We start from the raw sequence: 25,154 nt of genomic DNA on the forward strand, positions 1-25,154 counted from the left end.
GCCCCCGGCGCTCAGGTGCTGAGCTCGAACCACATCCGCTTGCCGCTCCCCCGGGGCTCCACGCCCCAGGTGTCGGCGAGCGCCTCGACCAGCATCAGGCCGCGGCCGGAGGACGCCTGCTCGCCGGGGGTGCGGCGGGTGGGCCACAGGTCGGACTCGTCCTCGACCTCGACCCGCAGCCGGGCCCGGCCCTGCTCCTGGTAGAGGCGGGCGGTGAACATCGCGTCGCGGTCGGTGTGCCGGATCGCGTTGGTGACGAGTTCGGAGGAGAGCAGCTCGGCGGTGTCGATGAGCTCGGGCACGCCCCAGCGCCGCAGCGCGTCCCGGAGCTCGCCGCGCAGTTCGGAGATCCGGGCCAGGTCGGCCTGCCCGATCCGGCGGCGCAGCTGCTGCGCGGCGCGCCCGCCCGCGGGGCCGTCCCAGCGGAGCAGCAGCAGCGCGATGTCGTCCTCGCGCTCGCTGCTGTCGGAGGCCTGGTTGGCGATCCGGTCGGCGAGTTCCTCCAGCGGTTCGCGGGGCGACTCGTCGATGCCGGGGAGGTGGCCGGAGACGGTCGCGCAGAGCCGGGCGAACCCGGTGTCGAGGTCCATGTCGCGGGCCTCGACGAGTCCGTCGGTGCAGAGCACGACCGTCTCGCCGGGGTCGAGGCTGAACCGGGTGACCCGGTACTCCTCGTCGGGGTCGACGCCCAGCGGCAGGCCGCCGGAGACCGGGACGGGGTGCGCGGTGCCGTCGGCGCGGCGCACCACGGGGTCGAGGTGTCCGGCCCGGACGGCGTAGACCACGCCGTAGTCGACGTTGACCTCGGCGTAGGTGCAGGTCGCGAAGTGGTCGGTGTCGAGGTCGGCGAGGAAGCGGGAGGCGCGGGCCATCACGGCGGCGGGCGGGTGGCCCTCGGCGGCGTAGGCGCGCAGCGCGATCCTCAGCTGGCCCATGATGCCCGCGGCGTGCACGTCGTGGCCCTGGACGTCGCCGATGACCAGGCCGACGTGGCCGCCGGGCAGCGGGACGACGTCGTACCAGTCGCCGCCGATCTGCAGGCCGGAACCGGCGGCGAGGTAGCGGACGGCGGTGCTGACGCCGGGGACGGCGGGGACGGTGCGGGGCAGCATGACGCGCTGCAGTCCGGCGGCGAGCTCGTGCTCGGCGTCGTGCAGGCGGGCCCGGGCCAGGGACTGGGCGACCAGCCCGCCGAGGGTGGAGAGCAGGGTGCGCTCGTCGGTGTCGAGTTCGCGGGCGTCGTCGAAGGAGACCACGCAGATGCCGGTGGGGCGGCCGCTGGCGATCAGCGGGAGGAACGCCCAGGAGGAGCGGCCGCTCTCCTCGGCCCAGTCCCAGGCCGCGGGGTAGCGCTCGCGGTACTCCTCGCGGCTGGAGACGAAGATCGGGGCGCGCTGCCGGATCGCCTCGGCGGCGGGGTGGGTGGGGGCGAGCGGGATGCGGTCGAACTGGTCGCTGAGCCCGTTGTGGTAGCCGCTGGAGCCGAGCAGCGCGATCCGTCCGGCTTCCAGCGAGGCCAGCGCGAGGCCGTCGGGGCCGAGGCCGGGCAGCGGGAGTTCGGTGAAGACCCGGGCGACGTCCCGGACGGTGACCGCCTCGGAGAGCGCCCGGGCGGCCTCCTTGATGAACCGGGAGCGCTCCTCGCGCAGCTGGGCCTGCTCGTCGGCGCGCTCGCGCTTGCGCAGTTCGACGGTGGCGTCCCAGACGAAGCCGACCATCCGGGAGGGGCGGCCGAAGGCGTCGGCGAGGACCCGGCCGCGGAAGCGCACGGCGTGCAGCTCGCCGTTCGGGAAGACGGTGCGGTAGTAGGCGCCGCACTGGCCGAGCTCGGCGACGGCCCGCTCGACCCGGCGGCGCACCACCGGCGCGTCCTCGGGGTGGAGCAGCGCCAGGAAGGAGGCCGAGGTCCGGTCGAACGCCTGGCCGACCAGTCCGAGGATGGTGCAGGCCCGCTGGTCGCCGACCAGGACGTCGCGCCGGATGTCCCAGTCGAAGGAACCGATGCCGTTGGCGGCCATCGCCGGTTCGAGCCACTCGGGGCTGGAGTCCCCGGTACGGGTGGGCAGGCCGCGACCGGACGGCGGCGGCACGGTGCGACCGGCGGCGGGGCCGACGGCGGTGCGCAGCGGGTGCGCGGTGGTCTCGTTCCTGGTGGCCTGGGCGGGCGGGGTGCGGCGGGCGGGCCCAGGCGCCTCGGGCTCTGTGGCCATACTTCTCCTGCCGGTGCCTTGCCTGGCGGCCGGTGGTTGTCCGTGCCCCCTGCTGGGCCGGCCGGACCGCGATGGTTGGGTGTGCCTCCTGGCACACATTCTCACTAGCCTCTCGTATGTTCGGCAATGCGGCAATGCCGGTGCGCCGAACGGCACGGATCGCACACGATCGCCCCTGGCATATTCACCCGCCGCGCACCCCGGCAGCGGCCCGGCGGCACCTCGGCAACGGCCCGGCGACGGCCCCGGAATTCCCCCGGATCAGAGCGCGGACAGCTCGAACCAGGTGGTCTTCCCGTCCGCCCGCAACTGCACGCCCCAGTCGTCCGCCAGCGACTCCACCAGCAGCAGCCCCCGCCCCGAGGTGGCCGTCTCGGAGGCGGGCCGCCGACTGGGCACCTGACCGGCGCCGTCCTGCACCTCGACCCGCAACCGCGACGCCTCGGTCAGCACCGCGTCGAACACCGCGCCCCGGCCGGTGTGCACCAGCGCGTTCGTGACCAGCTCGGAGGCGAGCAGCTCGGCGGTGTCGGCCAGCTCCGGCGCGACGCCCCAGTGCTCCAGCGCCGCCCGCAGCCGGCGCCGGATGACCCCCACCGCCGGCAGGTCCGCCGCGTCCAGCGAGGCGTGCAGGCGGCGGTGCAGCGCGCACCCGGGCTGGTGCGCCACCGGCGCGTCCTGCACCGGCCCCCGGTACTCGGCCCCCTCCCGCCACGAAGCCGACCGCTGCCGCGGAAACCTTGCCTGACCGTCCATCAACCTCGTACGCCCCCGCCGTAGTTCCGGGACGGCCACCCCGGTCCCCCACCGGGCCGGTGACCGTTCTTCTCGCCTTCCTCTTGCCCACTGAACCACCGGAAAACCCCTCGGCGGACGAAGGGGAACGAACCAGGAGCCCGGGAAACGGCTCAGCCCGCGCCGCGCAGCGGCCCCGCCAGGGGCCCGGGAAACGGCTCGGCGCGCGCCGCGCAGCGGCCCCGTCAGGGGCCCGGGGAACGGCGGGTCCGAGCTGCTGACGGCCGGAGCCCATCGATGTGTCCGTGCTGCTTCGGGCCGCCTGAACAGAACCCGAAGCCACCGCACGCACCGGCCGTGCACCGCCAGCAGCCCCGGGCCCGCCGTTCCCCGGGCCCCTGAAAACGCGCCTCCCGCCCCTCCCCCCTTGCCGGGAGTGTCGGCGGTGCTAAGTTTGAACGGCGTTCTAACATCGCTACCGACACCCCTCTCCACCCACCCCGCTACTCCCTCAAAGCGAGGCACCGTGCGACTGACCCCCACTGAACGGGACCGGCTGCTGATCTTCACCGCGGCCGAGCTGGCCCGCGCCCGGCGGGCGCGGGGCGTGAGGTTGAACGTCCCCGAGGCGACGGCGCTGATCGCGGACACCGTCTGCGAGGCGGCCCGCGACGGGCGGCGCCTCGCGGAGGCGATCGAGGCCGGGCGGACGGTGCTGGGCGCCGACGACGTGCTGCCCGGGGTCCCCGACGTGGTGACGGTGGTGCAGGTGGAGGCGGTGTTCGAGGACGGGACGCGGCTGGCGGTGGTCACCGACCCGTTCCGCGGCGCGGGCTCGCTCGGCGAGGACGCCCCGGGCGCGGCGCTGCCGGGCGACGGCGCCGGGTACGACCCGGTGGAGGAGGTGCTGCTGCTGCCGGTGCACAACACCGCCGCGGTGCCGATCTCGGTGACCTCGCACTTCCACTTCTTCGAGTCCAATCCGCGCCTGGCCTTCGACCGGGCCGCCGCGTACGGCACGCACCTGGCGGTCCCGGCCGGTTCCTCGGTGCGCTTCGACCCGGGCGCGACGGTCGAGGTGGGTCTGGTGCCGATCGGCGGGGCCCGGGTGGCGATCGGGTTCGCCGGGCTGGTGGACGGCCCGCTGGACGCGCCGGGCGCGAAGGAGGCCGCGCTGGCCAAGGCCCGGGCGACCGGCTACCTGACCGAGTTCGACGACGCGGAGCCGGCCCAGTGACCACCCCCTCGACCACCCGGAAGGACCCCGCATGAGCGCCATCACCCCGCACGACTACATCTCGGTGCACGGCCCGCGCGCGGGCGACCGGGTCCGGCTCGGCGACTCCGGGCTGATCGTCCGGGTCGAGTCGGACTCGCAGGCCCCGGGCGACGAGTTCCTGGCCGGGTTCGGCAAGACCGCCCGGGACGGCCTGCACCTGAAGCCCGCCGCGGTCCGCGAGACCTGCGACGTGGTGATCTCCAACGTGCTGGTGATCGACGCGGTGCAGGGCGTCCGGAAGACCTCGATCGGCATCCGGGCGGGCCGGATCGCCTCGATCGGCCGGGCGGGCAACCCGGACACCCTGGACGGGGTGGAGGTGGTGGTCGGCACCGGCACCACCATCGTCTCGGGCGAGGGCCTGATCGCCACCGCGGGCGCCGTCGACACCCACGTGCACCTGCTGTCGCCGCGCATCATGGAGGCTTCGCTGGCCTCCGGCGTGACCACGATCATCGGCCAGGAGTTCGGCCCGGTCTGGGGCGTGGGCGTCAACTCGCCGTGGGCGCTGCGGCACGCCTTCAACGCCTTCGACGCCTGGCCGGTCAACATCGGCTTCCTGGGCCGCGGTTCGTCCTCCGACCCGGCCCCGCTGGTGGAGGCGCTGGCCGAGGGCGGCGCCTCCGGCTTCAAGGTGCACGAGGACATGGGCGCGCACACCCGGGCGCTGGACACCGCGCTGCGGGTCGCCGAGGAGTACGACGTCCAAGTGGCGTTGCACACCGACGGGTTGAACGAGTGCCTGTCGGTGGAGGACACCCTCGCGGTGCTGGAGGGCCGCACCATCCACGCCTTCCACATCGAGGGCTGCGGCGGCGGCCACGTGCCGAACGTGCTGAAGATGGCGGGCGTGGAGAACGTCATCGGTTCCTCCACCAACCCCACCCTCCCGTTCGGCCGGGACGCGCTGGGCGAGCACTACGACATGATCGTCTCCGCCCACGACCTCAAGCCCGACCTGCCCGGCGACGCCGCGATGGCCCGCGACCGGATCCGGGCCGGGACGATGGGCGCCGAGGACGTCCTGCACGACCTGGGCGTCATCGGCATCACCTCCTCCGACGCCCAGGGCATGGGCCGGGCGGGCGAGACGGTGCGCCGCACCTTCGCGATGGCCGGGAAGATGAAGGCCGAACTCGGCCCGCTCGACGGCACCGGCTCGTACGGGACGGCCGAGGGCGGCGACGACAACGAGCGGGTGCTGCGCTACATCGCCAAGCTGACCATCAACCCGGCGATCGCGCACGGGCTCTCGCACGAGATCGGCTCGCTGGAGGTCGGCAAGCTGGCCGACGTCGTGCTGTGGCGCCCCGACCACTTCGGCGCCAAGCCGCAGCTGGTGCTGAAGGCCGGGTTCCCCGCGTACGGCGTGGTCGGCGACCCGAACGCCTCCACCGACCGCTGCGAACCCCTCGTCCTGGGGCCGCAGTTCGGCGCGCACGGGGCCACCGCCGCGGACCTCTCGGTCGCGTTCGTCGCCCAGGCCGCAGCCGAGTCCGCCTACTTGGACGTGGCGGGCGACCAACTCCCCACCCGCAGGCGGCGGGTGGGCGTGCGCGGCACCCGCGGCATCGGGCCGCGCGCGATGCTGCGCAACGGCCGGATCGGGCAGGTCGACGTCTCCGAGACCGGGCTGGTCTCGCTGGACGGCGAACCGCTGCGCTCGGCGCCCGCCGACTCGGTATCGCTCAGCCGCCTCTACTTCCTCTGACCCCCACCGATCGAACAACACCCTTCCCTCGCTTAGGACTTCACCCTCATGACCAGCTCCCCCACCCCCGCCTCGCTCGGTTTCCGGATGCCCGCCGAGTGGCACCCGCACGAGCGCACCTGGATGGCCTTCCCCACCCCGAACCCGACCTTCGACGGCGCCGAGCAGCTGGACGCCGCCCGCCGCGCCTGGGCCGAGGTCGCCAACACGATCGTCCGGTACGAGCCGGTCACCCTGGTGGTCAACACCGGCGAGAGCGAGGAGGCCCGCCGGTACGTCGCCCCCGAGGTCGAGCTCGTCGAGCGGCCGCTGAACGACGCCTGGATGCGCGACATCGGGCCGTCCTTCCTGCTCGGCGCGGACGGCGAACTCGCCGCCGCCGACTGGGTGTTCAACGGCTGGGGCGCCCAGTCCTGGGCCCGCTGGGACAAGGACCAGGACATCGCCGAGCACATCACCGACCTGACCGGCGTGCGGCGCTTCGCCTCCCGGCTGATCAACGAGGGCGGCGGCATCCACGTCGACGGCGAGGGCACCGTCCTGGTCACCGACACCGTGCAGCTCGGCGAGGGCCGCAACGCCGACTGGACCCGCGAGCAGGTCGAGGCCGAGCTGCACGCCCACCTGGGCACCACCAAGGCGATCTGGCTGCCGCGCGGACTGACCCGCGACTACGACGAGTTCGGCACCCGCGGCCACATCGACATCGTCGCCGCCTTCGTCCGCCCCGGCACCGTGGTCGTCCACTCCCAGCCCGACCCGGCCCACCCCGACCACGCCGTCTGCCAGGAGCTCGCCGACCTGCTGCGCGCCGCCACGGACGCCCGCGGCCGCACCCTGGAGGTCATCGAACTCCCGGCCCCCACCGTCCTGTTCGACGAGGACGGCGAGCCGGTCGACTACTCGTACATCAACCACTACGTGGCCAACGGCACCGTCGTGCTGTGCGCCTTCGACGACCCGCGCGACGAGCAGGCCAAGGCGATCCTGGAGAAGGCGTACCCGGGCCGCACCGTCGAACTGGTCGACGCCCGCGAGATCTTCGCCAACGGCGGCGGCATTCATTGCATCACCCAGCAGCAGCCGCGCGCCTGAGCGCGGTGAACGGCCGCGGGCCGGAACTCCCCTCCGGGCGAGGGGAGTTCCGGCCCGCGGCCGTTACCGGTCGGACGCCCCGCCCTGCTCCTCGCGGCGGCGCTCGCGGTGGCGGCGCTCGGCCAGGGCGGCCACGGTGCCGGTCAGGAAGGCGTCCCAGCAGTCCCGTTCCAGCACCGGGGCGCGGCCGGTGCCCGCGGTGCAGCGCGGGCACTCCCGGCACGGCCGGTAGTGGTGTTCGAGACTGTCCGGCTGCGGTCCGGCCTGCGACTGGTCGGCGGTCACGACTCCTCCTCGATCTGGGCCCAGATGACGGTCCGTCCGTCAGCGGTGACGGAGCCCCAGCGGTCGGCGGTGCGCAGCGCCTTGAGCAGTTCGCTCCAGGTCGGGGCGTCGTCCGGCGGGGAGGGGATGCTGATCCTGGTGCTGCCGACGGCGAACCGCACGTCGGCCTGCGCGCCCGAGGCCCGTTCGATCGCCGTCCGCAGGTCGGACGCACGCGTGCTGATCTGCACCACTCCCCCAGAGTACACATAGGGCAAAGCTCTACACGTAGAGTAGTGCCCCGCGGGATACTGTGTCACCAATCGGCCGGACCGCACACTTCGGAGGACGTTCCATGACCACCAGCGGGCCCTCCGCCTACCTGCAGGTGGCCGAGCAGATCCGGGAACGGATCGCCGCGGGCGAGTACCCGCCGGGCAGTCAACTCCCGTCCCTGGCCGACCTCCAGAGCCAGTACGGCTTCTCCCACGGCGTCGGCCAGTCCGCGTACCGGCTGCTGGAGCAGGAGGGCGTGGTCACCGCCCGGCAGGGCCGCGGCTACTTCGTCCGCGACCAGGAACCGCACCGCGCCCTGGTCCGCCGCCGCCCCGCGGACGGCGGGCCCGGACCGGACACCGCGGGCCTCGCCGAACAGGGCGTCACCCCGAGCTGGCGCAGCCACTCCACCACCGAGGCCGCGACCGCGGAGATCGCCCGGCGGCTGGAGGTCGAGACCGGCACCCCGGTCATGCACACCTCGTACGTCTACCTGGTCGACGGCGAACCCGGCTACCTCGCCGAGTCCTGGGAGCCGATGTCCGTCACCGGACAGGACCTGATCGTGCTGCCCGAGGCGGGCCCGTACTCCGGCCTCGGCGTCGCCGCCCGGATGGCCGTCATCGGCATCGAGGTCGGCGAACCCGTCGAACGGGTCACCGCCCGCCACCTCACCCGCGCCGAGGCCCAGGCGCTCGCCCAGCTCCCCGGCACCCCCGCCCTCGCCATCCGCCGCACCCACTACGACCGGGCCACCGGCCGCCCCGTCGAGACCGCCGACCTCGTCCTGCCCGGCGAACGCTGGTCCAGCGAGTACGGCCACCGGCCGACGCCCGGGGCCTGACCGGCCGCCCACCGGTGGGCACACCCCGCCGGGCGGCGGTGTGATGGAGCCATGGAGACCGACACCCTCGACGACCTCGTCGCCGAACTGCTCCGCCTCGCCCCCGGCCTCGACCCCGCGCAGGCCGCCGCCCTGCTCCGCCGCGCCTACCGCGCCGGGCTGGCCGACGGCCGCCGGGAGACCGCCGAGAGCCGCGAGCACGGCGGCTGGTGACCCCCGTCCCACCCCGTGCGGGAGACTGGACCCGAACAGCAACGCACCGAGGAGTACGGATGGCGCAGCCCCGCACCCGCCGGCCGGCGCGCCCCCGCGAAGAGGTCTACGCCGCCGCCCGCACCGCGATCGCCGAACACGGCCTCGCCCGGCTCACCATGGCCGGACTCGGTGAGCAACTGGGCATGAGCGCGGGCCACCTCCTCTACTACTTCGGCAGCAAGGACCAGCTCCTGCTGGAGACCCTCCGCTGGAGCGAGACCGCGCTCGGCGAGCAGCGCAGCCGCGAACTCGCCCGCCACGACGTCCCCGTCCTCGAACGGCTCGCCCGCTACCTGGAGCTCTACCTCCCCGAAGGCCCCGGCGACCCCCGCTGGGCGCTGTGGATCGAGGTCTGGAGCCGCTCCCCCGGGACCGCCGAACTCCGCGAGGGCCAGCTCGACATCGAAGCCCCCTGGCAGGACGACCTCACCGCCCTCCTCGACGAGGGCCGCACCACCGGCCTGTTCCCCGCCACCACCCCCGTCGCCGACCGCGCCACCCAGCTCCGCGCCCTCCTCGACGGCCTCGCCGTCCCCCTCGCCATCGGCCTCCCCCGCACCACCCGCGAGGCCGCCCTCACCCAGGCCACCTCCGCCGCCCACGCCCTGCTCGGCCTCTGAGGGCCTTCAGCGGCTCGGGGAGAACGGCGGGATGCACCATCAGGGGCCCGGGGAGAACGGCGGGATGCACCATCAGGGGCTCGGGGAGAACGGCGGGATGCACCATCAGGGGCTCGGGGAACGGCGAGTCCGTGCTGCTGACGGCCGGAGCCCATCGATGTGTCCGTGCTGCTTCGGGCCGCCTGAACAGAACCCGAAGCCACCGCACGCAACGGCAGTGAACCCGCAGCAGCCCCGAGCCCGCCGTTCCCCGGGCCCCTGATGGTGCATGCCCGTGTGCCCGACGGCTACTCCGTCCAGACCGCCGCCGCGCTCCTGTCGTCCGCGTACCCCTTGGCGCGGACCTGGATCTGGCGCAGGAAGTCGACGGTGCCGGGCGGGTGCGGGTGGGCCCAGTGGCTGGAGAGGAAGTGCGCGACGGCCGGCTCCTCGGCGATCGGGGTGGCCAGGCCCGGCGTGCAGAGCAGCAGGATGTCGCCGGAGGTCGCCGGGACGAGGCGGAAGCGGAACGGCCGCGGCGGCGGCATCGCGGCCGGCGGGAGCGGGGGCTGCCCGTCGGGGTGGTGGAGCAGCCGCGCGGCGTACGCGTCGATCCAGTGCCCGGAGCGCAGCAGGTAGAGCCCGCCCGGGCCGGTGCCGAACGCGGCGCGGTGGGTCGCGGCCGGGTCGGCGGACATCAGCAGGCAGTGCAGGGAGGCGGTCTCCTCGGGCGGCAGGTCGGACGGCGCGTCCCCGTCGGCCGCGGCCTCCTCCGCGGCGCTGCGCAGGTGCACCGCGGCCTGGAGGGCGATCCGCTGGAGGCCGTAGCGGAGGCGGTCGCGGGCCCCGGCGCGCAGGTCCGCGGCGAGTTCGGCCCGGCTGCGGCCGATCGCGGCGGCGAGCTGCCGGGCCGCCTCCGCGGCCGCGGCCGACCCCCACTGGGCGTTGGCCCGGCGGGCGGGCGCGGCCAGCACCGTCAGCACCAGCGCCTCCTCCCGCTCGCCGAACCGGACGGTGAGCAGCGCGTCCGTGCGCGGCTCGCCCCGGTAGCGGGCCGAGTCGCCGCGGATCGACACCGCCCGCAGCGTGGTGCCCGCGAACTGGGCGCCGTCGATGGCGGTGTCGGGCACGATCGAGGCCAGCCCGGCCGGGTCGGCGGCGGCCAGGGCGGTCGGCTCGGGCGCGTACGTCGGGGGCCGCTCCCCCACGTGCGGCACGGCGGGCGCCTGCGGGCGTCCCAGCCAGGGCGCGGCCCGCTCCGGCTGCGGGCGGTCCGCGACGGCCACCGGCTGCGGCACGGGCTCCGCCGCCCGCTCGCCCCCGGGCTCGGGCTCCGGCGTGGGTTCGGGTTCCGGCTCCGGCTCGGGCTCCGGCGCGGGTTCGGGTTCCGGCTCCGGCTCGACCAACGGCAGGTCCGCCAGCGTCGGCGTCGGCGTCGTTTCAGGCGTGGGCGTGGGCGCAGGCGCAGGCGTAGGCGTGGGCCGCGGTGCCGCCGGCGGTGCTTCTTTCGAAAGGTCCGGCTGGAGCTCGGGCCAGGCCGCCTCGGCCCAGCTGCGCGGCGACGGTGCGGGCGGCGGCTCCTCCGCTTCCGCCGCCACCGCCTGTTCCGGGGCGCCCTCCGGGGGGCGGCGCTGCGGGGCGATGAGCCCGGCGGCGGTGGTGAACCAGTCGTCGACGGTTCCGGTGTCGGCGCTCGCGGCGGGGGTGTCGGGGAGGGTGTCGGCGGGGCCCGCGTAGACGGTGTGCCACCAGGTGTCGTCGGGACGGGGCTGCCTGGGTGCGCCCTGCTCGTTCAACTGACCGCTCCTGATCCGTGAGGGGGCCGGACGTCACGTCATTCTTCCGAAGGACGACGACGGTGTCCGGGATTCGGAACATCGCGCGGACGCCCGGGGAGGGTTCCGGCCACGGGTGGTCCGGCCGGGGCGGGGCGGGTCCGGACGGGCTCCAACAGGGCCTTCGGAGAGGGAGGTGGCGGGCTTTCGGCCGGAAAATGAGAGCCCGAAGGGGGCACCGCTTCACCCGATCGGCTGATTAATATGTGCGCATGGCCGCGCCAGGATCTCGTACTCGCCCCGAAGGACCCGCGTTCGCGGTGCTCCGTCCGGTGGCGGTGCTGTGGTCGCTGCTGCTGGCGGCCCTGCTCGCGCTGCTGCCCTGCGCGGCGAGCGCCCGGACGCTGAGCGCCCCGGCCCCCGGCCAGGAGCCGCCCGGCACGTCCGCGTCGGCCTCCGTACCGGCCTCCTCCTCCGCCCCCGCCTCCGCCCCCGCGCCGTCTTCCACCCCGGCGTCCGCCGCGAAGCCGGCCACCGGCGCGTCGACGTCGCGGTCGGCGGCCCGGGTCGCGGTCGGCCACGCGGCGGTGTCGCACCACCCGTCGGCGGCCGTGGACGGCTCCGGTCCGGAGTTCATCCTGTGCACCGCGGAGGGTCCGGGCCCGGTGCCCGGTCACGGCTGCTCCAGCCACCCCTTCTGCGGCCCGGAGTCGCACCTGCCGAACGCGCCCCCGCAGCCCGGCACGGCCGTCCGACCGCAGTTGGTCGCCCCGCCGGTGGTGCCGGCCGCCTCGGCGCCCGGCGCCCCGACGGGGTCGCACCACGCCCCCGACCTGCACGTCCTGCAGGTTCACCGGTCCTGAGCGGAACCCACCGCCGACCTGCGCCCCGCCGAGCGGGGAGGTCGGCGGCTCCGCTGCCCCCACCCCACCGCAGACCGCCGTGCTCGCCACGGCGGGGACAAGGAAGACATCCATGGGTTCCGCCTCGAAGCAGTCCAACCCCACCGGCAAGCAGCCCAAGCCGGGCAGCAAGGCCGCCCAGCAGGCCGACCGCCGGGCCCGGATCGCCGAGCTGCGCGCCGTCGAGCAGCGCCGCGAGCGCCGCAACAAGATCCTCACCATCGGCGTCTCGTCCGTCCTGGTGCTCGCCATGATCGGCGGCGGCACCTGGCTGGCGCTGGACGCCAAGGACAAGAACGACAAGAAGAAGGCCGCCGCGACGGCGGCCGCCGAGGCCGCGCAGAAGGCCAAGGACGACGCCGCGAAGGCCGAGATCCCGGGTCTGCAGACCTTCGGCAAGCTCACCCAGAACCACGTCAAGACCGAGGTGAAGTACCCGCAGACCCCGCCGGTCGGCGGCGACCACGACCCGGTCTGGCAGACCTGCATGGGCAACGTCTACGACAAGCCGGTCAGGAACGAGAACGCGGTCCACTCGCTGGAGCACGGCGCCGTCTGGGTCACCTACAACGGCAAGGCCACCCCGGAGGACATCAAGACCCTCAGCGACAAGGTCAAGGCCACCCCGTACAGCATGATGAGCCCGTACCCGGACGAGCAGGGCACCATCACGCTGACCGCGTGGAGCACCCAGCTGGTCGTGGACTCCGCCACCGACCCGCGGGTCGAGACCTTCTTCGCCAAGTACGTCCAGGGCCCGCAGACCCTGGAGCAGGGCGCCAGCTGCAGCTCGGGGCAGATGTGACCGCCGCCCCCGTCGGCGAGGAGCCGGAGCAGGAGTACGAGGAGCCCGCGGAAGGCGCGGAGCAGCCGGCCGTCCGGCGCGGTCGGCGGGCGTTCTGGTGGCCCGCCGCGCTCGCGGCCGTGGTCGCGCTCGGGCTGGGCGTCCCGGCGCTGGTCTCCGGCAGCACGCCCGCGTCCGGCAGTTCGGCGGGCACGGCGGCCGCCTCGGCCGCACCGGCCACCGGTTCGGCGGACGCCGGGTTCGCCCGCGACATGGCGACGCACCACCAGCAGGCCATCGACATGTCGTTCATCGTCCGGGACCGCACCCAGGACGAGGCGGTGCGCGGCTTCGCGTTCGACGTGATCAACACCCAGGCGAACCAGCGCGGCATGCTGATGGGCTTCCTCGACCAGTGGGGCCTGTCGCAGAACACCACCGCCAAGCCGATGGCCTGGATGAACCACACCTACGAGGCCCACGACGGCTCGCTGATGCCCGGCATGGCGACCAACACCGAACTGGACCGGCTCCGTTCGCTCAGCGGCCGGGACGCCGAGGTGTACTACCTGCAGCTGATGATCAAGCACCACCAGGCGGGCGCGGAGATGGCCCAGGCGTACGTGGACGCGGGGAGCAACGCCCCGGAGAAGCGGCTCGCCCAGGGCATGGTCGACGCGCAGCACGCCGAGATCCAGCTGATGACCGACATGCTGCACGAGCGCGGCGCCCAGCCCGCTCCCTGACGCACCGCCACCCCGCCGTGCCGCCCCGAGGGCGCCGTCCGACCCACCGGACGGCGCCCTCGGGCGTTCGGCGCTCCCCTCGCCCCGCCTCCGCCCCCTCGCCCCGCCTCCGCCCCCTCGCCCCGCCTTCAGCCCTTGCAGAGCCGCACCGCCAGCACCGCGACCGCCGCCAGCAGCAGCGGGACGGCGCGGCCGCCCGCCGCCGTCCCGGCCTGGTGGACGGCCAGGACCGGCAGGGCGGTGCCGAGGGCGGTGCCGAGGCTGCGGACCATGTTGACCAGTCCGCCGCCGACGGCCGAGCTCTGCGCGGGGATCGCCCGCATCACCAGGGCGTTGTTGGCGGGCAGCAGCAGCCCGAGGCCGTAGCCGGTGAGCAGCAGCGGCAGCGCCGTCGTCCACGGGCCGGGGGCGGGCAGGGCGGCGAGCAGGAGCAGTCCGGCGGCGGCGGCGAGCGCTCCGCAGCGGCAGCGGGCGGCGTCGCTCCAGCGGCGGGGCAGCAGGGCGCCGCCCGCGGTGGCGGCGACGGCGAACGCGGCGGGCAGGGCGGTGATCGCGGCGCCCGCGGCGGCGGTGCCGGTGCCGTGTCCGGCGAGGACGACGGGTTCCAGCACGAGCGGGCAGAACAGCAGCAGGTAGCCGATCAGGGCGACCAGCAGTCCGGCCCGGATGCCGGGGGTGTTGACCAGGCCGGGCGGGACGATCGGGAGGTCGGCGCGGCGCTCCTGCCGGACGAGGGCGAGGGTCGCGGCGGCGGAGACGGCGAGCAGCACGGCGACTGCCCGGCCGGGCAGCGGCAGGCCGGAGGCGGCGGAGAGGGCGAGCAGCAGCGCGGTGGAGGCCGCGGCCAGCAGCAGGAGACCGGCCAGGTCGAAGCGTCCCTCGCGGGCGGTGCGGGCCGGGCAGCGGCCGTCGGGGAAGGTGCGCGGCAGCAGGAACCAGCCCGCCAGCATGCCGAGCACGCCGACCGGCACGTTGACCCAGAACGCCCAGCGCCAGGAGGCGTGGGCGACCAGCAGCCCGCCGAGGGTCGGGCCGAGGGCCAGGCCGAGGGCCTGGGCGGCGGCCTGCACGCCGAGCGCGGTGCGCATCGCCCGCTCGGGCACGCCGCGGGCGACCAGGGCGACGCTGTTGGCCTGCATCATCGCGCCGCCGACCGCCTGCACGGCCCGGCAGGCGATCAGCAGGCCCAGGTTCCCGGCGAGTCCGGCGCCGAGCGAGGCGGCCGCGAACACCGCGAACCCGCCCAGGTACACGGTCTTGCGGCCGACCAGGTCGGACAGCCGCCCGACCGGGGCCAGCAGCGCGACCAGCACCAGCAGGTACGCCAGCGAGACCCATTCGACGGCGGCGAAGGAGGCGGCGAAGTGGCCCTCCAGGGCGGGGAAGACCAGCGAGGTGACGCTCGCGGTGAGCTGGCCGAGGAACGCGCCCAGACAGACGGTGCCGACGGCCAGCCAGTGCGCGTGCGGCCAGCGGGCGACGGCGCGCGGGCGGGGGCGTTCGGCGAGTTGCAGGGTGTCGAGCAGCCGGGAGGCCGCCGCGGATTCAGCCATGCGCCGAACATATCTGCTTCCGACATATTCGCTCAAGGAGTGTTTCCGTTCCCGAGCGATCCGACGCGCCCTCCCCGCCCGACGGCCCGCCGCCCCGGCCGTTCGACGGGTGGACTCCCGGTAGCCCGCCGGTTGCCGGGCGCTACGCTGTCCGCCATGTCCTCGCAGCCCCAGCCCGCCCCGCACCCGCCCGGACCTGCGGCCGAGGCCGACGCGCTCGCCGGGGCGCAGCAGCTCACCGACGTGATCACCCGGCTCCGCCGGGCGCTGCGCAGCTCGATCCGCTCGGAGTTCCCCTGGGAGGCGCTGCCGATGGCCCAGGTCGAGCTGCTCCAGACCCTGGCGGCCTCCCCGCTGCGGGTCGGCGAGCTGGCCGCCCGCCAGCGCCTCGCCCCGAACACCGTCAGCGGCCTGATCTCCAAGCTCCTGGACGCGGGCCTGGTCGACCGCCAGCCCGACCCCGGCGACCGCCGCACCGCCCGGATCGCCCTCACCGGGGCCGGCCACCAGCAGTTGCGCGACTGGCAGAGCGCCCACGAGCGCCGCCTCGCCACCGCCCTGGAGAGCCTCACCCCCGCCGACCGCGAGGCCGTCATGCGCGCCCTCCCGGGCCTCGACCGCCTCGCCCACTCCCTCGCGGGCACCGACCCGCTGCGCTGAACCGGGACCCCGGACCGGGGCGCCCGGACCGCCCACGGCGATGTCCGATTCCCGCCAGTCGGCACCCCGGGGATCACGCAGACTGGAAGGCGTGATCGACGACGAGACCAGGTACCGGGCGGTGGACAGCCGGGACGCCCGCTTCGACGGGGTGTTCTTCACGGCGGTGCGGACCACCGGCATCTACTGCCGTCCGAGCTGCCCGGCCACCACCCCCAAGCGCACCAACTGCACCTTCTACCCGACCGCGGCCGCCGCCCAGGGCGCGGGCTACCGGGCCTGCCGGCGCTGCCGGCCGGACTCGGTGCCCGGCTCGCCGGAGTGGAACCACCGGGCCGACCTGGTCGGCCGCGCGATGCGGCTGATCGGGGACGGCGTGGTCGACCGGGAGGGCGTCGCCGGGCTGGCCGCCCGGCTCGGCTACAGCTCCCGGCAGCTCCAGCGCCAACTGACCGCCGAACTCGGCGCGGGCCCGCTCGCGCTGGCCCGGGCGCAGCGTGCGCAGACCGCGCGACTGCTCCTGCAGACCACCGAACTGCCGGTCACCGACGTGGCGTTCGCGGCGGGCTTCGCCTCCGTCCGGCAGTTCAACGACACCATCCGCGAGGTGTACGACCGCACCCCGTCCGCGCTGCGCACCGAGCGCGGCGGCCACCGCCGCACCCCGGCCGCGGGCGGCACGCTCAGCCTGCGGCTGGCCTACCGGGGCGCGATCGACACCGGCCACCTGCTCGACTTCCTCGGCCTGCGGGCCGTCCCGGGCGTCGAGGAGGTCGTCCCGGGCCCGCTCCCCGGCACCCGCACCTACCGGCGCACGCTGGCCCTCCCGTACGGGCACGGCCTGGCGGAGGTCGACGGGCTCGGGCCCGGCGACCGGCCGGACCGGGGGTGGCTGGACTGCCGGCTGACCCTCACCGACCTGCGCGACCTGACCACGGCCGTGCACCGGCTGCGCGCCCTGTTCGACCTGGACGCCGACCCGGACGCGGTGGACGCCCGGCTCGCCGCCGACCCGCTGCTGGCCCCGCTCGCCGCCGCCCGGCCGGGACTGCGCTCGCCCGGGCACGTCGACCCGCACGAGCTGGCCGTCCGGGCCGTGCTCGGCCAGCAGGTCACGGTGGCCGCCGCCCGCACCCTGGCCGGACGGCTCGCCGAGCGGTACGGCACCGCGCTGCCCGCCGCCGACGGCGGACTGCGCCTGCTGTTCCCGACCGCGGCCGCGCTGGCCGCCGCCGACCCGGAGGACCTGGCGATGCCGCGGGCCCGGCGCCGGGCCCTGCTCGGGCTGTGCGCGGCGCTCGCCGACGGCACCGTCGGGCTCGACCGCGGGGTGGACCGCGAGCAGGCCGCCGCCGAACTGCTCGCCCTGCCCGGCATCGGCCCGTGGACGGTCGGCTACCTGCGGATGCGCGCCCTGGCCGACCCGGACGTGTTCCTCCCCACCGACATCGGCGTCCGCGACGGCCTGCGCGCCCTCGGCGCGGACGGCGACCCGCGCGCCGCCGCCGACCGCTCCGCCCCCTGGGCGCCCTGGCGCTCCTACGCCCTGCACCACCTGTGGACGGCCGCCGCCGACCACCACCGCACCGTCCCCCGTACCCGCAAGACCCGCGAGGACCAGTCATGACCACCGCACCGGCCGCCACGCCCACCACCGTGTTCACCACCATGGACAGCCCGCTCGGCCCGCTGCTGCTCAGCGGCACCCGTGCCGCCGACGGCGGCTTCGCGCTGAGCGCCGTCACCGCCCCGGGCCAGAAGGGCGCGCTCGCCGCCCCCGCGGCCGACTGGGAGCCCGACGCCGACGCCCTGGCCCCGGCCGTCGCCCAGCTCACCGCCTACTTCGCGGGCGAGCGCACCACCTTCGACCTGCCGCTCGCCCCCGTCGGCACCCCCTTCCGGCAGCAGGTCTGGGCCGCCCTCGACGACATCCCGTACGGCACCACCCTCACCTACGGCCAGCTCGCCGACGCCGCGGGCCACTCCCCCCGCGCGGTGCGCGCCGTCGGCGGCGCGGTCGGCGCCAACCCGCTGCTGATCGTCCGCCCCTGCCACCGCGTGATGGGCGCCGACGGCAGCCTCACCGGCTTCGCCGCGGGCATCGACGCCAAGCGCTGGCTGCTGGCGCACGAGAGCGGCGACCGGCTGTTCTGAGGCCGGTCGCCGCGGGTCGCCGGGAGCGCCCGCGACCGGGCGGGTCGTGGGCGCTGCGGGGTGTCAGGGCTTGGGGTGGGAGCGGGCGGCCTTGGTGAGGTGCTTGCGGTGGCGGGCGCGTTCGGCGCGCAGGCGGGCGTCGGTGCGGGCGGCGATCCAGTCGTTCTCGCGCTGGAGCTTGAGGTAGCGCTCCCAGCGGAGCTCGGGGAGGGTGCCGTCGGCGAGGGCGGCCCGGACCGCGCAGCGGGGTTCGGTGCGGTGGGAGCAGTCGGCGTAGCGGCAGTCGGCGGCGAGGGCGGTGATGTCGGCGAAGGCCTGGTCGATGCCGTCGCCGCCGAACAGGCCGACGCCGCGCAGGCCCGGGGTGTCGATGACGGCGCCGCCGCCGGGCAGCGGGACGAGCTCGCGGGCCGTGGTGGTGTGGCGGCCCTTCTCATCGACGGAGCGGACCTGCTGGACGGTCATCGCGGCCGTCCCGGTGAGGGCGTTGGTGAGGGTGGACTTGCCCGCGCCGGACTGGCCGATCAGGGCGCAGGAGCCGGTGGCGCGGGCGCGCAGCGCGTCCATCCCCTCGCCGGTGGCGGCGCTGACCGTCAGGACGGTGACACCGGGGGCGATCGCCTCCACGTCCGCCCGGACGAAGTCGCCGTCGTGGACCAGGTCGGACTTGGTCAGGACGATCAGCGGTTCGGCCCCGGACTCCCAGGCGAGGGCGAGCAGGCGCTCCACCCGGCCGGGATCGGGTTCCGCGGCGAGCGAGACGGCGATCAGCACGGTGTCGACGTTGGCGGCCAGGACCTGGCCCTCGGAGCGCTTGTGGGCGCCCTTGCGGATGATCGCGGTGGTGCGGGGCAGCACCGCGGCGAGGGCGGGGGCGGGCCGGGCGGCGGGGTCGTAGGCGACCCAGTCGCCGGTGCACGGGTTGTGCGCGGTGTCGGCGGTCGTCACCGGACGGGTGGCGGCCCGCCGCGTGACGGGCTCGCCGCTCTCCGGATCGACGAGCAGCACCTCGCAGCTGCCGCGGTCCATCCGGACGATCCGTCCGGGCAGCAGACCGTGCTCGGCGAGCGGGGCGAACGCGGCGGCCCGGTCGTCCGTCCAGCCGAGCCCGGCGAGCGGGTGGGCGGGAGCGGGGGCGGGCGTGCTGGTGGGGTCGTGCATGGTGATCAACGGGGACCCTTCGAGGGAACGGGCGGCCCCGGCCGGTCGGCGTCAGCGCGTGGGCGACACCGGAAGGCGGCGGACCGGGAGCCAGGGGGTGACGGACTCGGTGGACTTCCGAACGCTGGGGACAACACCTGCGTGAACCGGCCTCACGGCCCTCACCTCCTTCCTCTCCGGACGCGCCTCGCGCACCCCGCCACGGGGTGCCCTCGATCGGCGGACGCCACGCTAGCGGCCGCCCGCCGCCCGCGCCACCGGTTTTCCCGGGGCGCGCTTCACCTGCCGGAGCGGCGGCGGCGCCGGGTGCCGATCCGGCTGCTGATCCGGCGGCGCACGTCGCGCGGGGGCAGGAAGCCGGCCCAGCGCTCGGGGTACTCGCTGGGGACGGGGCGGTCGTCGTCCTCGTCGAAGAGGTCCTCGTCGTGGCCCTCGGCGAGGCCGAACTGGCGGGCCCGCTCGGCGCGTTCGACGGCGCGGCGGGCGGCGGCCTCGCGGCCGCGCTCGACGGCGGCGTCCTCGGCGAGGCGCTCGTTCTCGGCGCGGGCGTCGGCGGTCTCGACGGTGGGCCAGCGGCGGTCTATCGCGGCGTTCATCGCGGCGCCGATCAGCACGGCCAGCGCCACCACGAAGATCCACAGCAGCACGGCGACGGGCGCGGCGAGCGAGCCGTAGACGGAGTGGCCCTCGACCGAGCTGACCAGGTAGAGCCGCAGGCCGACGCTGCAGACCACCAGGACCAGCAGGGCGACCAGGGCGCCGGGGATGTCCTCGCGCCAGGGCGTGGAGACCGGGACGGCCACGTGGTAGAGGGTGGTGAGGGAGACGACCAGCAGGACGATCGCGGCGGGCCAGTAGAAGCCGGTGATCGCCCCGGTCCAGCTCGGGAAGGTGTTGATCAGCAGTCCGGGTCCGGCGACCAGCAGCGGCAGCACCAGGGAGCCGATCACCAGGGCGCCGAGGTAGAGGCCGAGCGACATCAGCCGGGTCTTGACCAGGCCGCGCTTGCCGTCGAGGCCGTACATGACGGTGATGGTGTCGATGAAGATGTACAGCGCCCGGGAGCCGGACCAGAGCGAGAGCAGGAAGCCGATCGAGATCAGGTCGGGCCGGGCGCTGTCGAAGACGTCGCTCAGCAGGGGCTGGACGATCTGGTCGATCGAGCTCGGTGAGAGCACCGTCCCAGCTGCTGAGACGATGTCGTTCTTGAGCTTGTCGATGGTGCCGGCCCCGAGGATGTCGTCGAGGTAGCCGAGGGTGCCGGCCAGGCAGAGCAGCAGCGGCGGGATGGACAGCAGGGTGAAGAAGGCCGCCTCGGCGGCGAGCCCGGTGACCCGGTACTCGACGCAGGTGTTGGTGGTGTCCTTCACGAGCGCCCACAGGGTGCCGTACCAGGTGGTTCGCTTGGCGGCGCGGCGCCGTCCGCCGCGGCGGCGGGAGGGGCGCTCCCCGGCCGGTCCCGGTGCTCCGGCGGGGTGGGGGGTACTGCCTGCTGCTTGCACGCCCCTACGGTATCGGCCCGGGCCGCGCGGGCGGTGCGCCGCCGTCCGGCGCCGGGCGGGCGGCGGGGCCCGGAACAGGCCCGCTCGGCCGGTCGTCCCACCATGCGGAACATCAGCGTCCAGGATTCGGACGTTAGTGGACCGCGAGTCGCTCGCCGTGCGAATCTCTTGCCATGTCTAGCGCCGGAACCACCCTAGTTGGCCGACTCCACGTCGACCTCCTTCGCGTGTCCAGCGCCATCTGTCCGGTGACCTGAGCCCTCCGTACGCCGCACCGCACCGGCGCCATCCCCGCCGTCGCGGATGCGCGCAAGACCCTGCCCGGCCAGCGTCACCCCTCCCGCCGCCTGCGTCCAGAACGCCGCAGGTGGGAGCGGAGCGCGTCCGGGGCCGCCAGCACCTCGCACCCGCCAAGCCGCTCAAAGGACTGACACCATGGCCCGCACTCCCGAAACGGTCGAGCCTCAGGCCGGCGCCGCCCCCGCGGCCCGCCCCGCCGCCCGCAAGGTGACCCGCCACCGCGGCGAGGGCCAGTGGGGCATGGGGCACTTCACGCCCCTCAACGGCAACGAGCAGTTCAAGAAGGACGACGACGGTCTCAACGTGCGGACGCGCATTGAGACGATCTACGCGCACCGCGGCTTCGACTCGATCGACCCGAACGACCTGCGCGGCCGGATGCGCTGGTGGGGCCTGTACACCCAGCGCAAGCAGGGCATCGAGGGCGGCAAGACCGCCGTCCTGGAGCCGCACGAGCTCGAGGACGAGTTCTTCATGATGCGGGTGCGCATCGACGGCGGGCGGCTGACGACGGCCCAGCTGAAGGCGATCGGCGAGGTCTCCGAGCAGTACGCCCGCGGCACCGCCGACCTGACGGACCGGCAGAACGTCCAGTACCACTGGGTGCGGATCGAGGACGTCCCGGCGATCTGGCAGAAGCTGGAGGCCGTCGGCCTGTCCACCACCGAGGCGTGCGGCGACTGCCCGCGCGTGGTGATCGGCTCCCCGGTCGCGGGCATCGCCGAGGACGAGATCATCGACGGCTCCTGGGCGATCGACGAGATCAACCGGCGCTACATCGGCAGCAAGGAGTTCTCCAACCTGCCGCGCAAGTTCAAGACCGCGATCTCCGGCTCCCCGCTGCTCGACGTGGTGCACGAGATCAACGACGTCGCCTTCGTCGGCGTGGTCCACCCCGAGCACGGCCCGGGCTTCGACCTGTGGGTCGGCGGCGGCCTGTCCACCAACCCGAAGCTGGGCGTGCGGCTCGGCGCCTGGGTGCCGCTGGAGGACGTCCCGGACGTCTGGGCCGGCGTGATCGGCATCTTCCGCGACTACGGCTACCGCCGCCTGCGCAACCGCGCCCGCCTGAAGTTCCTGGTCGCCGACTGGGGCCCGGAGAAGTTCCGCCAGGTCCTCCAGGACGAGTACCTGAAGCGCGAACTCGCCGACGGCCCCGGCCCGCAGGAGCCCAGCAACCGCTGGCGCGACCACGTCGGCGTGCACCGGCAGAACGACGGCAACTTCTACGTCGGCTTCGCGCCGCGGGTCGGCCGGGTCAGCGGCAAGCTGCTCACCCAGATCGCCGACCTGGCCGCCGAGCACGGCTCCGGCCGCCTGGCCACCACCGTCGAGCAGAAGCTGATCGTGCTCGACGTCGCCGAGGACAGGGTCGAGTCCCTGGTGGCCGGCCTGGAGGCGCTGGACCTGCGGGTCACCCCGTCCACCTTCCGCCGCGGCACGATGGCCTGCACCGGCATCGAGTACTGCAAGCTGGCGATCGTCGAGACCAAGGGCCGCGGCCAGTCCCTGATCGACGAACTGGAGCGCCGCCTGCCGGAGTTCGACGAGCCGCTGAGCATCAACATCAACGGCTGCCCGAACGCCTGCGCCCGGATCCAGACCGCCGACATCGGCCTCAAGGGCCAGCTGGTCACCGACGCGAACGGCGAGCAGGTCGAGGGCTTCCAGGTGCACCTGGGCGGCGCCCTGGGCCTGGACGCCGGCTTCGGCCGCAAGATCCGCGGCCTGAAGGTCACCAGCGCCGAACTGCCCGACTACGTCGAGCGCCTGCTGACCCGTTACCAGGCGGACCGCCAGGAGGGCGAGCGCTTCGCCCAGTGGACGGTCCGGGCCACCGAGGAGCAGCTGTCGTGAGCGAGCGCAGCGAGCGAACCAATGAGCCCGGCCGTCCTCGCGAAGCGACCACCGAGCGCAGCGAGGTGGGTGCATGAGCGAACGAGCCGCGCCCTTCTACTGCCCGTACTGCGGGGACGAGGACCTGCGCCCCTCCGAGGGCGGCCACGGCGCGTGGGAATGCCGGGCGTGCCGCCGGGGCTTCCAGCTGAAGTTCCTCGGACTGCTGTCGACGAACCACGGGGGTAACGGACATGACGACCGCGACTGACTACGAGGCGATAGCCGTCAAGGCCGGCCGCGAGCTGGAGGAGGCCACCGCGCAGGAGGTCCTGCGCTGGGCCGCCGACACCTTCGGCAAGCGCTTCTGCGTGACGTCCTCGATGGAGGACGCGGTGGTCGCCCACCTGGCCTCCACCGCGCTGCCCGGCGTGGACGTGGTCTTCCTGGACACCGGCTACCACTTCCCGGAGACCATCGGCACCCGGGACGCGGTCGCCGCGACCATGCCGGTCAACGTGATCACGCTGACCCCGAAGCTCACCGTGGCCGAGCAGGACGCCCAGTACGGGCCGAACCTGCACGACCGCGACCCGGACCTGTGCTGCTCGCTGCGCAAGGTCGAGCCGCTGAACCGCGGCCTGGGCGCCTACGACGCCTGGGCGACCGGCCTGCGCCGCGACGAGTCGCCGTCCCGCGCCAACACCCCCGTGGTGGCCTGGGACGCCAAGCGCCGCAAGGTGAAGATCGCCCCGATCGCCCGCTGGACGCAGGACGACGTGGACGCGTACGTCCAGGCCAACGGGGTGCTGCTGAACCCGCTGCTGTGGGAGGGCTACACCTCGATCGGCTGCTCTCCGCTGTCCTGCACCGCCAAGCCCGGCGAGGGCGAGCAGGGCCGGGCGGGCCGCTGGGCGGGCTCCGGCAAGACCGAGTGCGGCATCCACCTCTGAGCCCGCCGAACCACCGTCACCACCGAACCACCGTCACCGACCGTCAGGAGTAACCACCGTGACCACCGCCGAGACCGAGGCCGTCGGCCGCGAGCGCGGCGCCACCGTGTGGCTGACCGGCCTGCCCAGCGCGGGCAAGACCACCCTCGCGTTCGCGCTGGCCGAGCGGCTGCGCGCCGAGGGCCACCGGGTGGAGGTGCTGGACGGTGACGAGATCCGCGAGTTCCTCTCCAAGGGCCTGGGCTTCTCCCGCGAGGACCGGCACACCAACGTCACCCGGATCGGCTTCGTCGCCGAGAAGCTGGCGGCCAACGGCGTCAAGGTGCTGGCCCCGGTGATCGCCCCGTTCGCCGACTCCCGGGCCGCGGTGCGCGAGCGGCACGCCGCCAACGGCACCGAGTTCCTGGAGATCCACGTCGCCACCCCGGTCGAGCTCTGCTCCGAGCGGGACGTCAAGGGCCTGTACGCCAAGCAGGCGGCCGGCGAGATCTCCGGGCTGACCGGGGTCGACGACCCGTACGAGGCCCCCGAGAAGCCGGAGCTGCGCCTGCAGACGCAGGGCCGGTCGGTGGCCGAGTCCGCCGAAGAACTGCACGCCTTCCTGACCGAGAGGGGCTTGGCATGACCGTCACCACGCAGCGCCTGTTCCGGGCCGAGGACACGCCCTTCGCGCTGTCCCACCTGGACGCCCTCGAAGCGGAGTCGGTGCACATCTTCCGCGAGGTGGCGGGCGAGTTCGAGCGGCCGGTGATCCTGTTCTCCGGCGGCAAGGACTCCATCGTGATGCTGCACCTGGCGCTGAAGGCGTTCGCGCCCGCGCCGGTGCCGTTCGCCCTGCTGCACGTGGACACCGGGCACAACTTCCCCGAGGTGCTGGCGTACCGGGACCGCGCGGTGGCCAAGCACAACCTGCGGCTGCACGTCGCCGCGGTGCAGGACTACATCGACCGCGGCGTGCTGCGCGAGCGCCCGGACGGGCTGCGCAACCCGCTGCAGACCGTCCCGCTGCTGGACGGCATCGAGTCCAACAAGTTCGACGCCGTGTTCGGCGGCGGCCGCCGCGACGAGGAGAAGGCCCGCGCCAAGGAGCGCGTCTTCTCGCTGCGCGACGAGTTCGGCGCCTGGGACCCGCGCCGCCAGCGCCCCGAGCTGTGGTCGCTGTACAACGGCCGGCACGCGGTCGGCGAGCACGTCCGGGTCTTCCCGCTGTCCAACTGGACCGAGCTGGACGTCTGGCAGTACATCGAGCGGGAGAACATCGAGCTCCCGGAGATCTACTACGCCCACGAGCGCGAGGTGTTCCGGCGCGACGGCATGTGGCTGACCGCCGGGGAGTGGGGCGGCCCGAAGGAGAACGAGCCGGTCGAGACCCGCCTGGTGCGCTACCGCACGGTGGGCGACATGTCCTGCACCGGCGCGGTCGACTCCGACGCCGACACCATCGAGGCCGTGATCACCGAGATCGCCGCCTCCCGCCTCACCGAACGAGGGGCGACGCGCGCCGACGACAAGATGTCCGAGGCCGCCATGGAGGACCGCAAGCGCGAGGGGTACTTCTAA

At 74.6% G+C, this 25,154-nt stretch carries 26 protein-coding genes; 18 read left to right on the forward strand and 8 right to left on the reverse strand.

The annotated features are described in order from the left end of the window. Positions 1–11: 11 nt before the first annotated feature. Together QSK52_RS14345 and QSK52_RS14350 are read right to left on the reverse strand one after the other, a co-directional pair. A complete protein-coding gene (locus QSK52_RS14345; RefSeq protein WP_285736401.1) occupies positions 12–2,210 on the reverse strand; it encodes a SpoIIE family protein phosphatase in 2,199 nt (732 codons plus the stop codon). 261 nt (positions 2,211–2,471) lie between these two features. After that, entirely contained in the window at positions 2,472–2,879 is a 408-nt protein-coding gene (locus QSK52_RS14350; protein ID WP_285736402.1) for an ATP-binding protein, read from the reverse strand. A gap of 592 nt (positions 2,880–3,471) precedes the next feature. Here QSK52_RS14350 and QSK52_RS14355 point away from each other — a divergent pair. From QSK52_RS14355 to QSK52_RS14365, 3 genes are read left to right on the forward strand one after another with little or no spacing between them, the layout of a single operon-like run. Then, on the forward strand, positions 3,472–4,182 hold the full coding sequence (locus QSK52_RS14355; protein WP_285736403.1) for an urease subunit gamma: 711 nt from the start codon (positions 3,472–3,474) through the stop codon (positions 4,180–4,182). Positions 4,183–4,213: 31 nt separating this feature from the next. Next, positions 4,214–5,935 (forward strand): urease subunit alpha, encoded by a 1,722-nt coding sequence (locus tag QSK52_RS14360; RefSeq protein ID WP_285736404.1) that lies wholly within the window; start codon positions 4,214–4,216, stop codon positions 5,933–5,935. 48 nt (positions 5,936–5,983) lie between these two features. Beyond that, positions 5,984–7,030 (forward strand): agmatine deiminase family protein, encoded by a 1,047-nt coding sequence (locus QSK52_RS14365; RefSeq protein WP_285736405.1) that lies wholly within the window; start codon positions 5,984–5,986, stop codon positions 7,028–7,030. Between the two features lie 63 nt (positions 7,031–7,093). Here the strand turns inward: QSK52_RS14365 and QSK52_RS14370 are convergent, their stop codons facing one another. Both QSK52_RS14370 and QSK52_RS14375 read right to left on the reverse strand, forming a co-directional pair. Continuing rightward, entirely contained in the window at positions 7,094–7,315 is a 222-nt protein-coding gene (locus tag QSK52_RS14370; protein WP_285736406.1) for a hypothetical protein, read from the reverse strand. Then, entirely contained in the window at positions 7,312–7,548 is a 237-nt protein-coding gene (locus tag QSK52_RS14375) for a hypothetical protein (RefSeq protein WP_285736407.1), read from the reverse strand. Before QSK52_RS14375 ends, QSK52_RS14370 begins: the two co-directional genes overlap by 4 nt. A gap of 101 nt (positions 7,549–7,649) precedes the next feature. Here QSK52_RS14375 and QSK52_RS14380 point away from each other — a divergent pair, with 101 nt between their 5' ends. Genes QSK52_RS14380 through QSK52_RS14390 form a run of 3 tightly spaced genes read left to right on the forward strand, consistent with a single transcriptional unit; the run spans position 7,650 to position 9,289 of the window. Next, positions 7,650–8,414 (forward strand): GntR family transcriptional regulator, encoded by a 765-nt coding sequence (locus tag QSK52_RS14380; protein WP_285736408.1) that lies wholly within the window; start codon positions 7,650–7,652, stop codon positions 8,412–8,414. Positions 8,415–8,465: 51 nt separating this feature from the next. Further along, positions 8,466–8,627, forward strand: a complete 162-nt coding sequence (locus QSK52_RS14385) for a hypothetical protein (RefSeq protein WP_285736409.1) — start codon at positions 8,466–8,468, stop codon at positions 8,625–8,627. A gap of 59 nt (positions 8,628–8,686) precedes the next feature. Beyond that, positions 8,687–9,289, forward strand: a complete 603-nt coding sequence (locus QSK52_RS14390; RefSeq protein ID WP_285736410.1) for a TetR/AcrR family transcriptional regulator — start codon at positions 8,687–8,689, stop codon at positions 9,287–9,289. A 287-nt stretch (positions 9,290–9,576) separates the two neighbouring features. Here QSK52_RS14390 and QSK52_RS14395 read toward each other — a convergent pair whose 3' ends face one another. Continuing rightward, a complete protein-coding gene (locus QSK52_RS14395; protein ID WP_285736411.1) occupies positions 9,577–11,064 on the reverse strand; it encodes a protein phosphatase 2C domain-containing protein in 1,488 nt (495 codons plus the stop codon). A gap of 251 nt (positions 11,065–11,315) precedes the next feature. Here QSK52_RS14395 and QSK52_RS14400 point away from each other — a divergent pair, with 251 nt between their 5' ends. The 3 genes from QSK52_RS14400 (at position 11,316) to QSK52_RS14410 (ending at position 13,475) form a co-directional block, all read left to right on the forward strand. Beyond that, positions 11,316–11,906 carry a hypothetical protein gene (locus tag QSK52_RS14400; protein ID WP_285736412.1) on the forward strand — a complete coding sequence of 197 codons (591 nt, stop codon included), beginning with the start codon at positions 11,316–11,318 and terminating at the stop codon, positions 11,904–11,906. 112 nt (positions 11,907–12,018) lie between these two features. Further along, positions 12,019–12,750: a DUF3105 domain-containing protein gene (locus QSK52_RS14405; protein ID WP_285736413.1), complete on the forward strand. Its 732-nt coding sequence runs from the start codon at positions 12,019–12,021 to the stop codon at positions 12,748–12,750. Continuing rightward, positions 12,747–13,475, forward strand: a complete 729-nt coding sequence (locus QSK52_RS14410) for a DUF305 domain-containing protein (RefSeq protein ID WP_435053246.1) — start codon at positions 12,747–12,749, stop codon at positions 13,473–13,475. The genes QSK52_RS14405 and QSK52_RS14410 overlap by 4 nt, the downstream gene beginning before the upstream one ends. Before the next feature lie 128 nt (positions 13,476–13,603). Here QSK52_RS14410 and QSK52_RS14415 read toward each other — a convergent pair whose 3' ends face one another. Beyond that, the gene (locus tag QSK52_RS14415) at positions 13,604–15,028 is read right to left on the reverse strand and encodes an MFS transporter (RefSeq protein WP_285736414.1); all 1,425 of its coding nucleotides are present in this window, start codon (positions 15,026–15,028) and stop codon (positions 13,604–13,606) included. Positions 15,029–15,184: 156 nt separating this feature from the next. Here QSK52_RS14415 and QSK52_RS14420 point away from each other — a divergent pair, with 156 nt between their 5' ends. The 3 genes from QSK52_RS14420 to QSK52_RS14430 are packed head-to-tail and all read left to right on the forward strand — an operon-like array spanning position 15,185 to position 17,842. Next, a complete protein-coding gene (locus QSK52_RS14420; protein ID WP_285736415.1) occupies positions 15,185–15,688 on the forward strand; it encodes a MarR family winged helix-turn-helix transcriptional regulator in 504 nt (167 codons plus the stop codon). Positions 15,689–15,728: 40 nt separating this feature from the next. Then, on the forward strand, positions 15,729–17,315 hold the full coding sequence (locus QSK52_RS14425) for a DNA-3-methyladenine glycosylase 2 family protein (protein ID WP_285736416.1): 1,587 nt from the start codon (positions 15,729–15,731) through the stop codon (positions 17,313–17,315). Then, entirely contained in the window at positions 17,312–17,842 is a 531-nt protein-coding gene (locus QSK52_RS14430) for a methylated-DNA--[protein]-cysteine S-methyltransferase (protein WP_285736417.1), read from the forward strand. Before QSK52_RS14425 ends, QSK52_RS14430 begins: the two co-directional genes overlap by 4 nt. Before the next feature lie 63 nt (positions 17,843–17,905). Here the strand turns inward: QSK52_RS14430 and rsgA are convergent, their stop codons facing one another. Together rsgA and QSK52_RS14440 are read right to left on the reverse strand one after the other, a co-directional pair. Beyond that, the gene (gene rsgA / locus QSK52_RS14435; protein ID WP_285736549.1) at positions 17,906–19,003 is read right to left on the reverse strand and encodes a ribosome small subunit-dependent GTPase A; all 1,098 of its coding nucleotides are present in this window, start codon (positions 19,001–19,003) and stop codon (positions 17,906–17,908) included. A gap of 278 nt (positions 19,004–19,281) precedes the next feature. Further along, a complete protein-coding gene (locus QSK52_RS14440) occupies positions 19,282–20,505 on the reverse strand; it encodes a YihY/virulence factor BrkB family protein (protein WP_285736418.1) in 1,224 nt (407 codons plus the stop codon). Between the two features lie 173 nt (positions 20,506–20,678). Here QSK52_RS14440 and QSK52_RS39445 point away from each other — a divergent pair, with 173 nt between their 5' ends. From QSK52_RS39445 to cysD, 6 genes are all read left to right on the forward strand, one after another. Further along, positions 20,679–20,762 (forward strand): putative leader peptide, encoded by an 84-nt coding sequence (locus tag QSK52_RS39445; protein ID WP_318264789.1) that lies wholly within the window; start codon positions 20,679–20,681, stop codon positions 20,760–20,762. 178 nt (positions 20,763–20,940) lie between these two features. Then, complete coding sequence (locus tag QSK52_RS14445; RefSeq protein WP_435053247.1) at positions 20,941–22,662, forward strand: nitrite/sulfite reductase; 1,722 nt, start codon at positions 20,941–20,943, stop codon at positions 22,660–22,662. A 73-nt stretch (positions 22,663–22,735) separates the two neighbouring features. Further along, on the forward strand, positions 22,736–22,912 hold the full coding sequence (locus QSK52_RS14450; RefSeq protein ID WP_167346421.1) for a hypothetical protein: 177 nt from the start codon (positions 22,736–22,738) through the stop codon (positions 22,910–22,912). Continuing rightward, a complete protein-coding gene (locus QSK52_RS14455; protein WP_285736419.1) occupies positions 22,896–23,594 on the forward strand; it encodes a phosphoadenylyl-sulfate reductase in 699 nt (232 codons plus the stop codon). Before QSK52_RS14450 ends, QSK52_RS14455 begins: the two co-directional genes overlap by 17 nt. A 58-nt stretch (positions 23,595–23,652) precedes the next feature. After that, the gene (gene cysC / locus QSK52_RS14460) at positions 23,653–24,219 is read left to right on the forward strand and encodes an adenylyl-sulfate kinase (RefSeq protein WP_285736420.1); all 567 of its coding nucleotides are present in this window, start codon (positions 23,653–23,655) and stop codon (positions 24,217–24,219) included. After that, positions 24,216–25,154 (forward strand): sulfate adenylyltransferase subunit CysD, encoded by a 939-nt coding sequence (gene cysD, locus QSK52_RS14465; RefSeq protein ID WP_285736421.1) that lies wholly within the window; start codon positions 24,216–24,218, stop codon positions 25,152–25,154. The genes cysC and cysD overlap by 4 nt, the downstream gene beginning before the upstream one ends.

The sequence above is a fragment of the Kitasatospora phosalacinea genome (genome assembly GCF_030268885.1).
In the GTDB taxonomy this organism is placed as follows: domain Bacteria; phylum Actinomycetota; class Actinomycetes; order Streptomycetales; family Streptomycetaceae; genus Kitasatospora; species Kitasatospora phosalacinea_C.

What these genes read in the sequence shown, in the direction of transcription:
- QSK52_RS14345 (WP_285736401.1), bottom strand. Translation starts at nt 2,210, where the DNA reads ATGGCCACAGAGCCCGAGGCGCCTGGGCCCGCCCGCCGCACCCCGCCC.
- QSK52_RS14360 (WP_285736404.1), top strand. Translation starts at nt 4,214, where the DNA reads ATGAGCGCCATCACCCCGCACGACTACATCTCGGTGCACGGCCCGCGC.
- QSK52_RS14365 (WP_285736405.1), top strand. Translation starts at nt 5,984, where the DNA reads ATGACCAGCTCCCCCACCCCCGCCTCGCTCGGTTTCCGGATGCCCGCC.
- QSK52_RS14380 (WP_285736408.1), top strand. Translation starts at nt 7,650, where the DNA reads ATGACCACCAGCGGGCCCTCCGCCTACCTGCAGGTGGCCGAGCAGATC.
- QSK52_RS14385 (WP_285736409.1), top strand. Translation starts at nt 8,466, where the DNA reads ATGGAGACCGACACCCTCGACGACCTCGTCGCCGAACTGCTCCGCCTC.
- QSK52_RS14390 (WP_285736410.1), top strand. Translation starts at nt 8,687, where the DNA reads ATGGCGCAGCCCCGCACCCGCCGGCCGGCGCGCCCCCGCGAAGAGGTC.
- QSK52_RS14400 (WP_285736412.1), top strand. Translation starts at nt 11,316, where the DNA reads ATGGCCGCGCCAGGATCTCGTACTCGCCCCGAAGGACCCGCGTTCGCG.
- QSK52_RS14405 (WP_285736413.1), top strand. Translation starts at nt 12,019, where the DNA reads ATGGGTTCCGCCTCGAAGCAGTCCAACCCCACCGGCAAGCAGCCCAAG.
- QSK52_RS14415 (WP_285736414.1), bottom strand. Translation starts at nt 15,028, where the DNA reads ATGGCTGAATCCGCGGCGGCCTCCCGGCTGCTCGACACCCTGCAACTC.
- QSK52_RS14420 (WP_285736415.1), top strand. Translation starts at nt 15,185, where the DNA reads ATGTCCTCGCAGCCCCAGCCCGCCCCGCACCCGCCCGGACCTGCGGCC.
- QSK52_RS14425 (WP_285736416.1), top strand. Translation starts at nt 15,729, where the DNA reads ATGTCCGATTCCCGCCAGTCGGCACCCCGGGGATCACGCAGACTGGAA.
- QSK52_RS14430 (WP_285736417.1), top strand. Translation starts at nt 17,312, where the DNA reads ATGACCACCGCACCGGCCGCCACGCCCACCACCGTGTTCACCACCATG.
- rsgA (WP_285736549.1), bottom strand. Translation starts at nt 19,003, where the DNA reads ATGCACGACCCCACCAGCACGCCCGCCCCCGCTCCCGCCCACCCGCTC.
- QSK52_RS39445 (WP_318264789.1), top strand. Translation starts at nt 20,679, where the DNA reads ATGTCTAGCGCCGGAACCACCCTAGTTGGCCGACTCCACGTCGACCTC.
- QSK52_RS14445 (WP_435053247.1), top strand. Translation starts at nt 20,941, where the DNA reads ATGGCCCGCACTCCCGAAACGGTCGAGCCTCAGGCCGGCGCCGCCCCC.
- QSK52_RS14450 (WP_167346421.1), top strand. Translation starts at nt 22,736, where the DNA reads ATGAGCGAACGAGCCGCGCCCTTCTACTGCCCGTACTGCGGGGACGAG.
- QSK52_RS14455 (WP_285736419.1), top strand. Translation starts at nt 22,896, where the DNA reads ATGACGACCGCGACTGACTACGAGGCGATAGCCGTCAAGGCCGGCCGC.
- cysD (WP_285736421.1), top strand. Translation starts at nt 24,216, where the DNA reads ATGACCGTCACCACGCAGCGCCTGTTCCGGGCCGAGGACACGCCCTTC.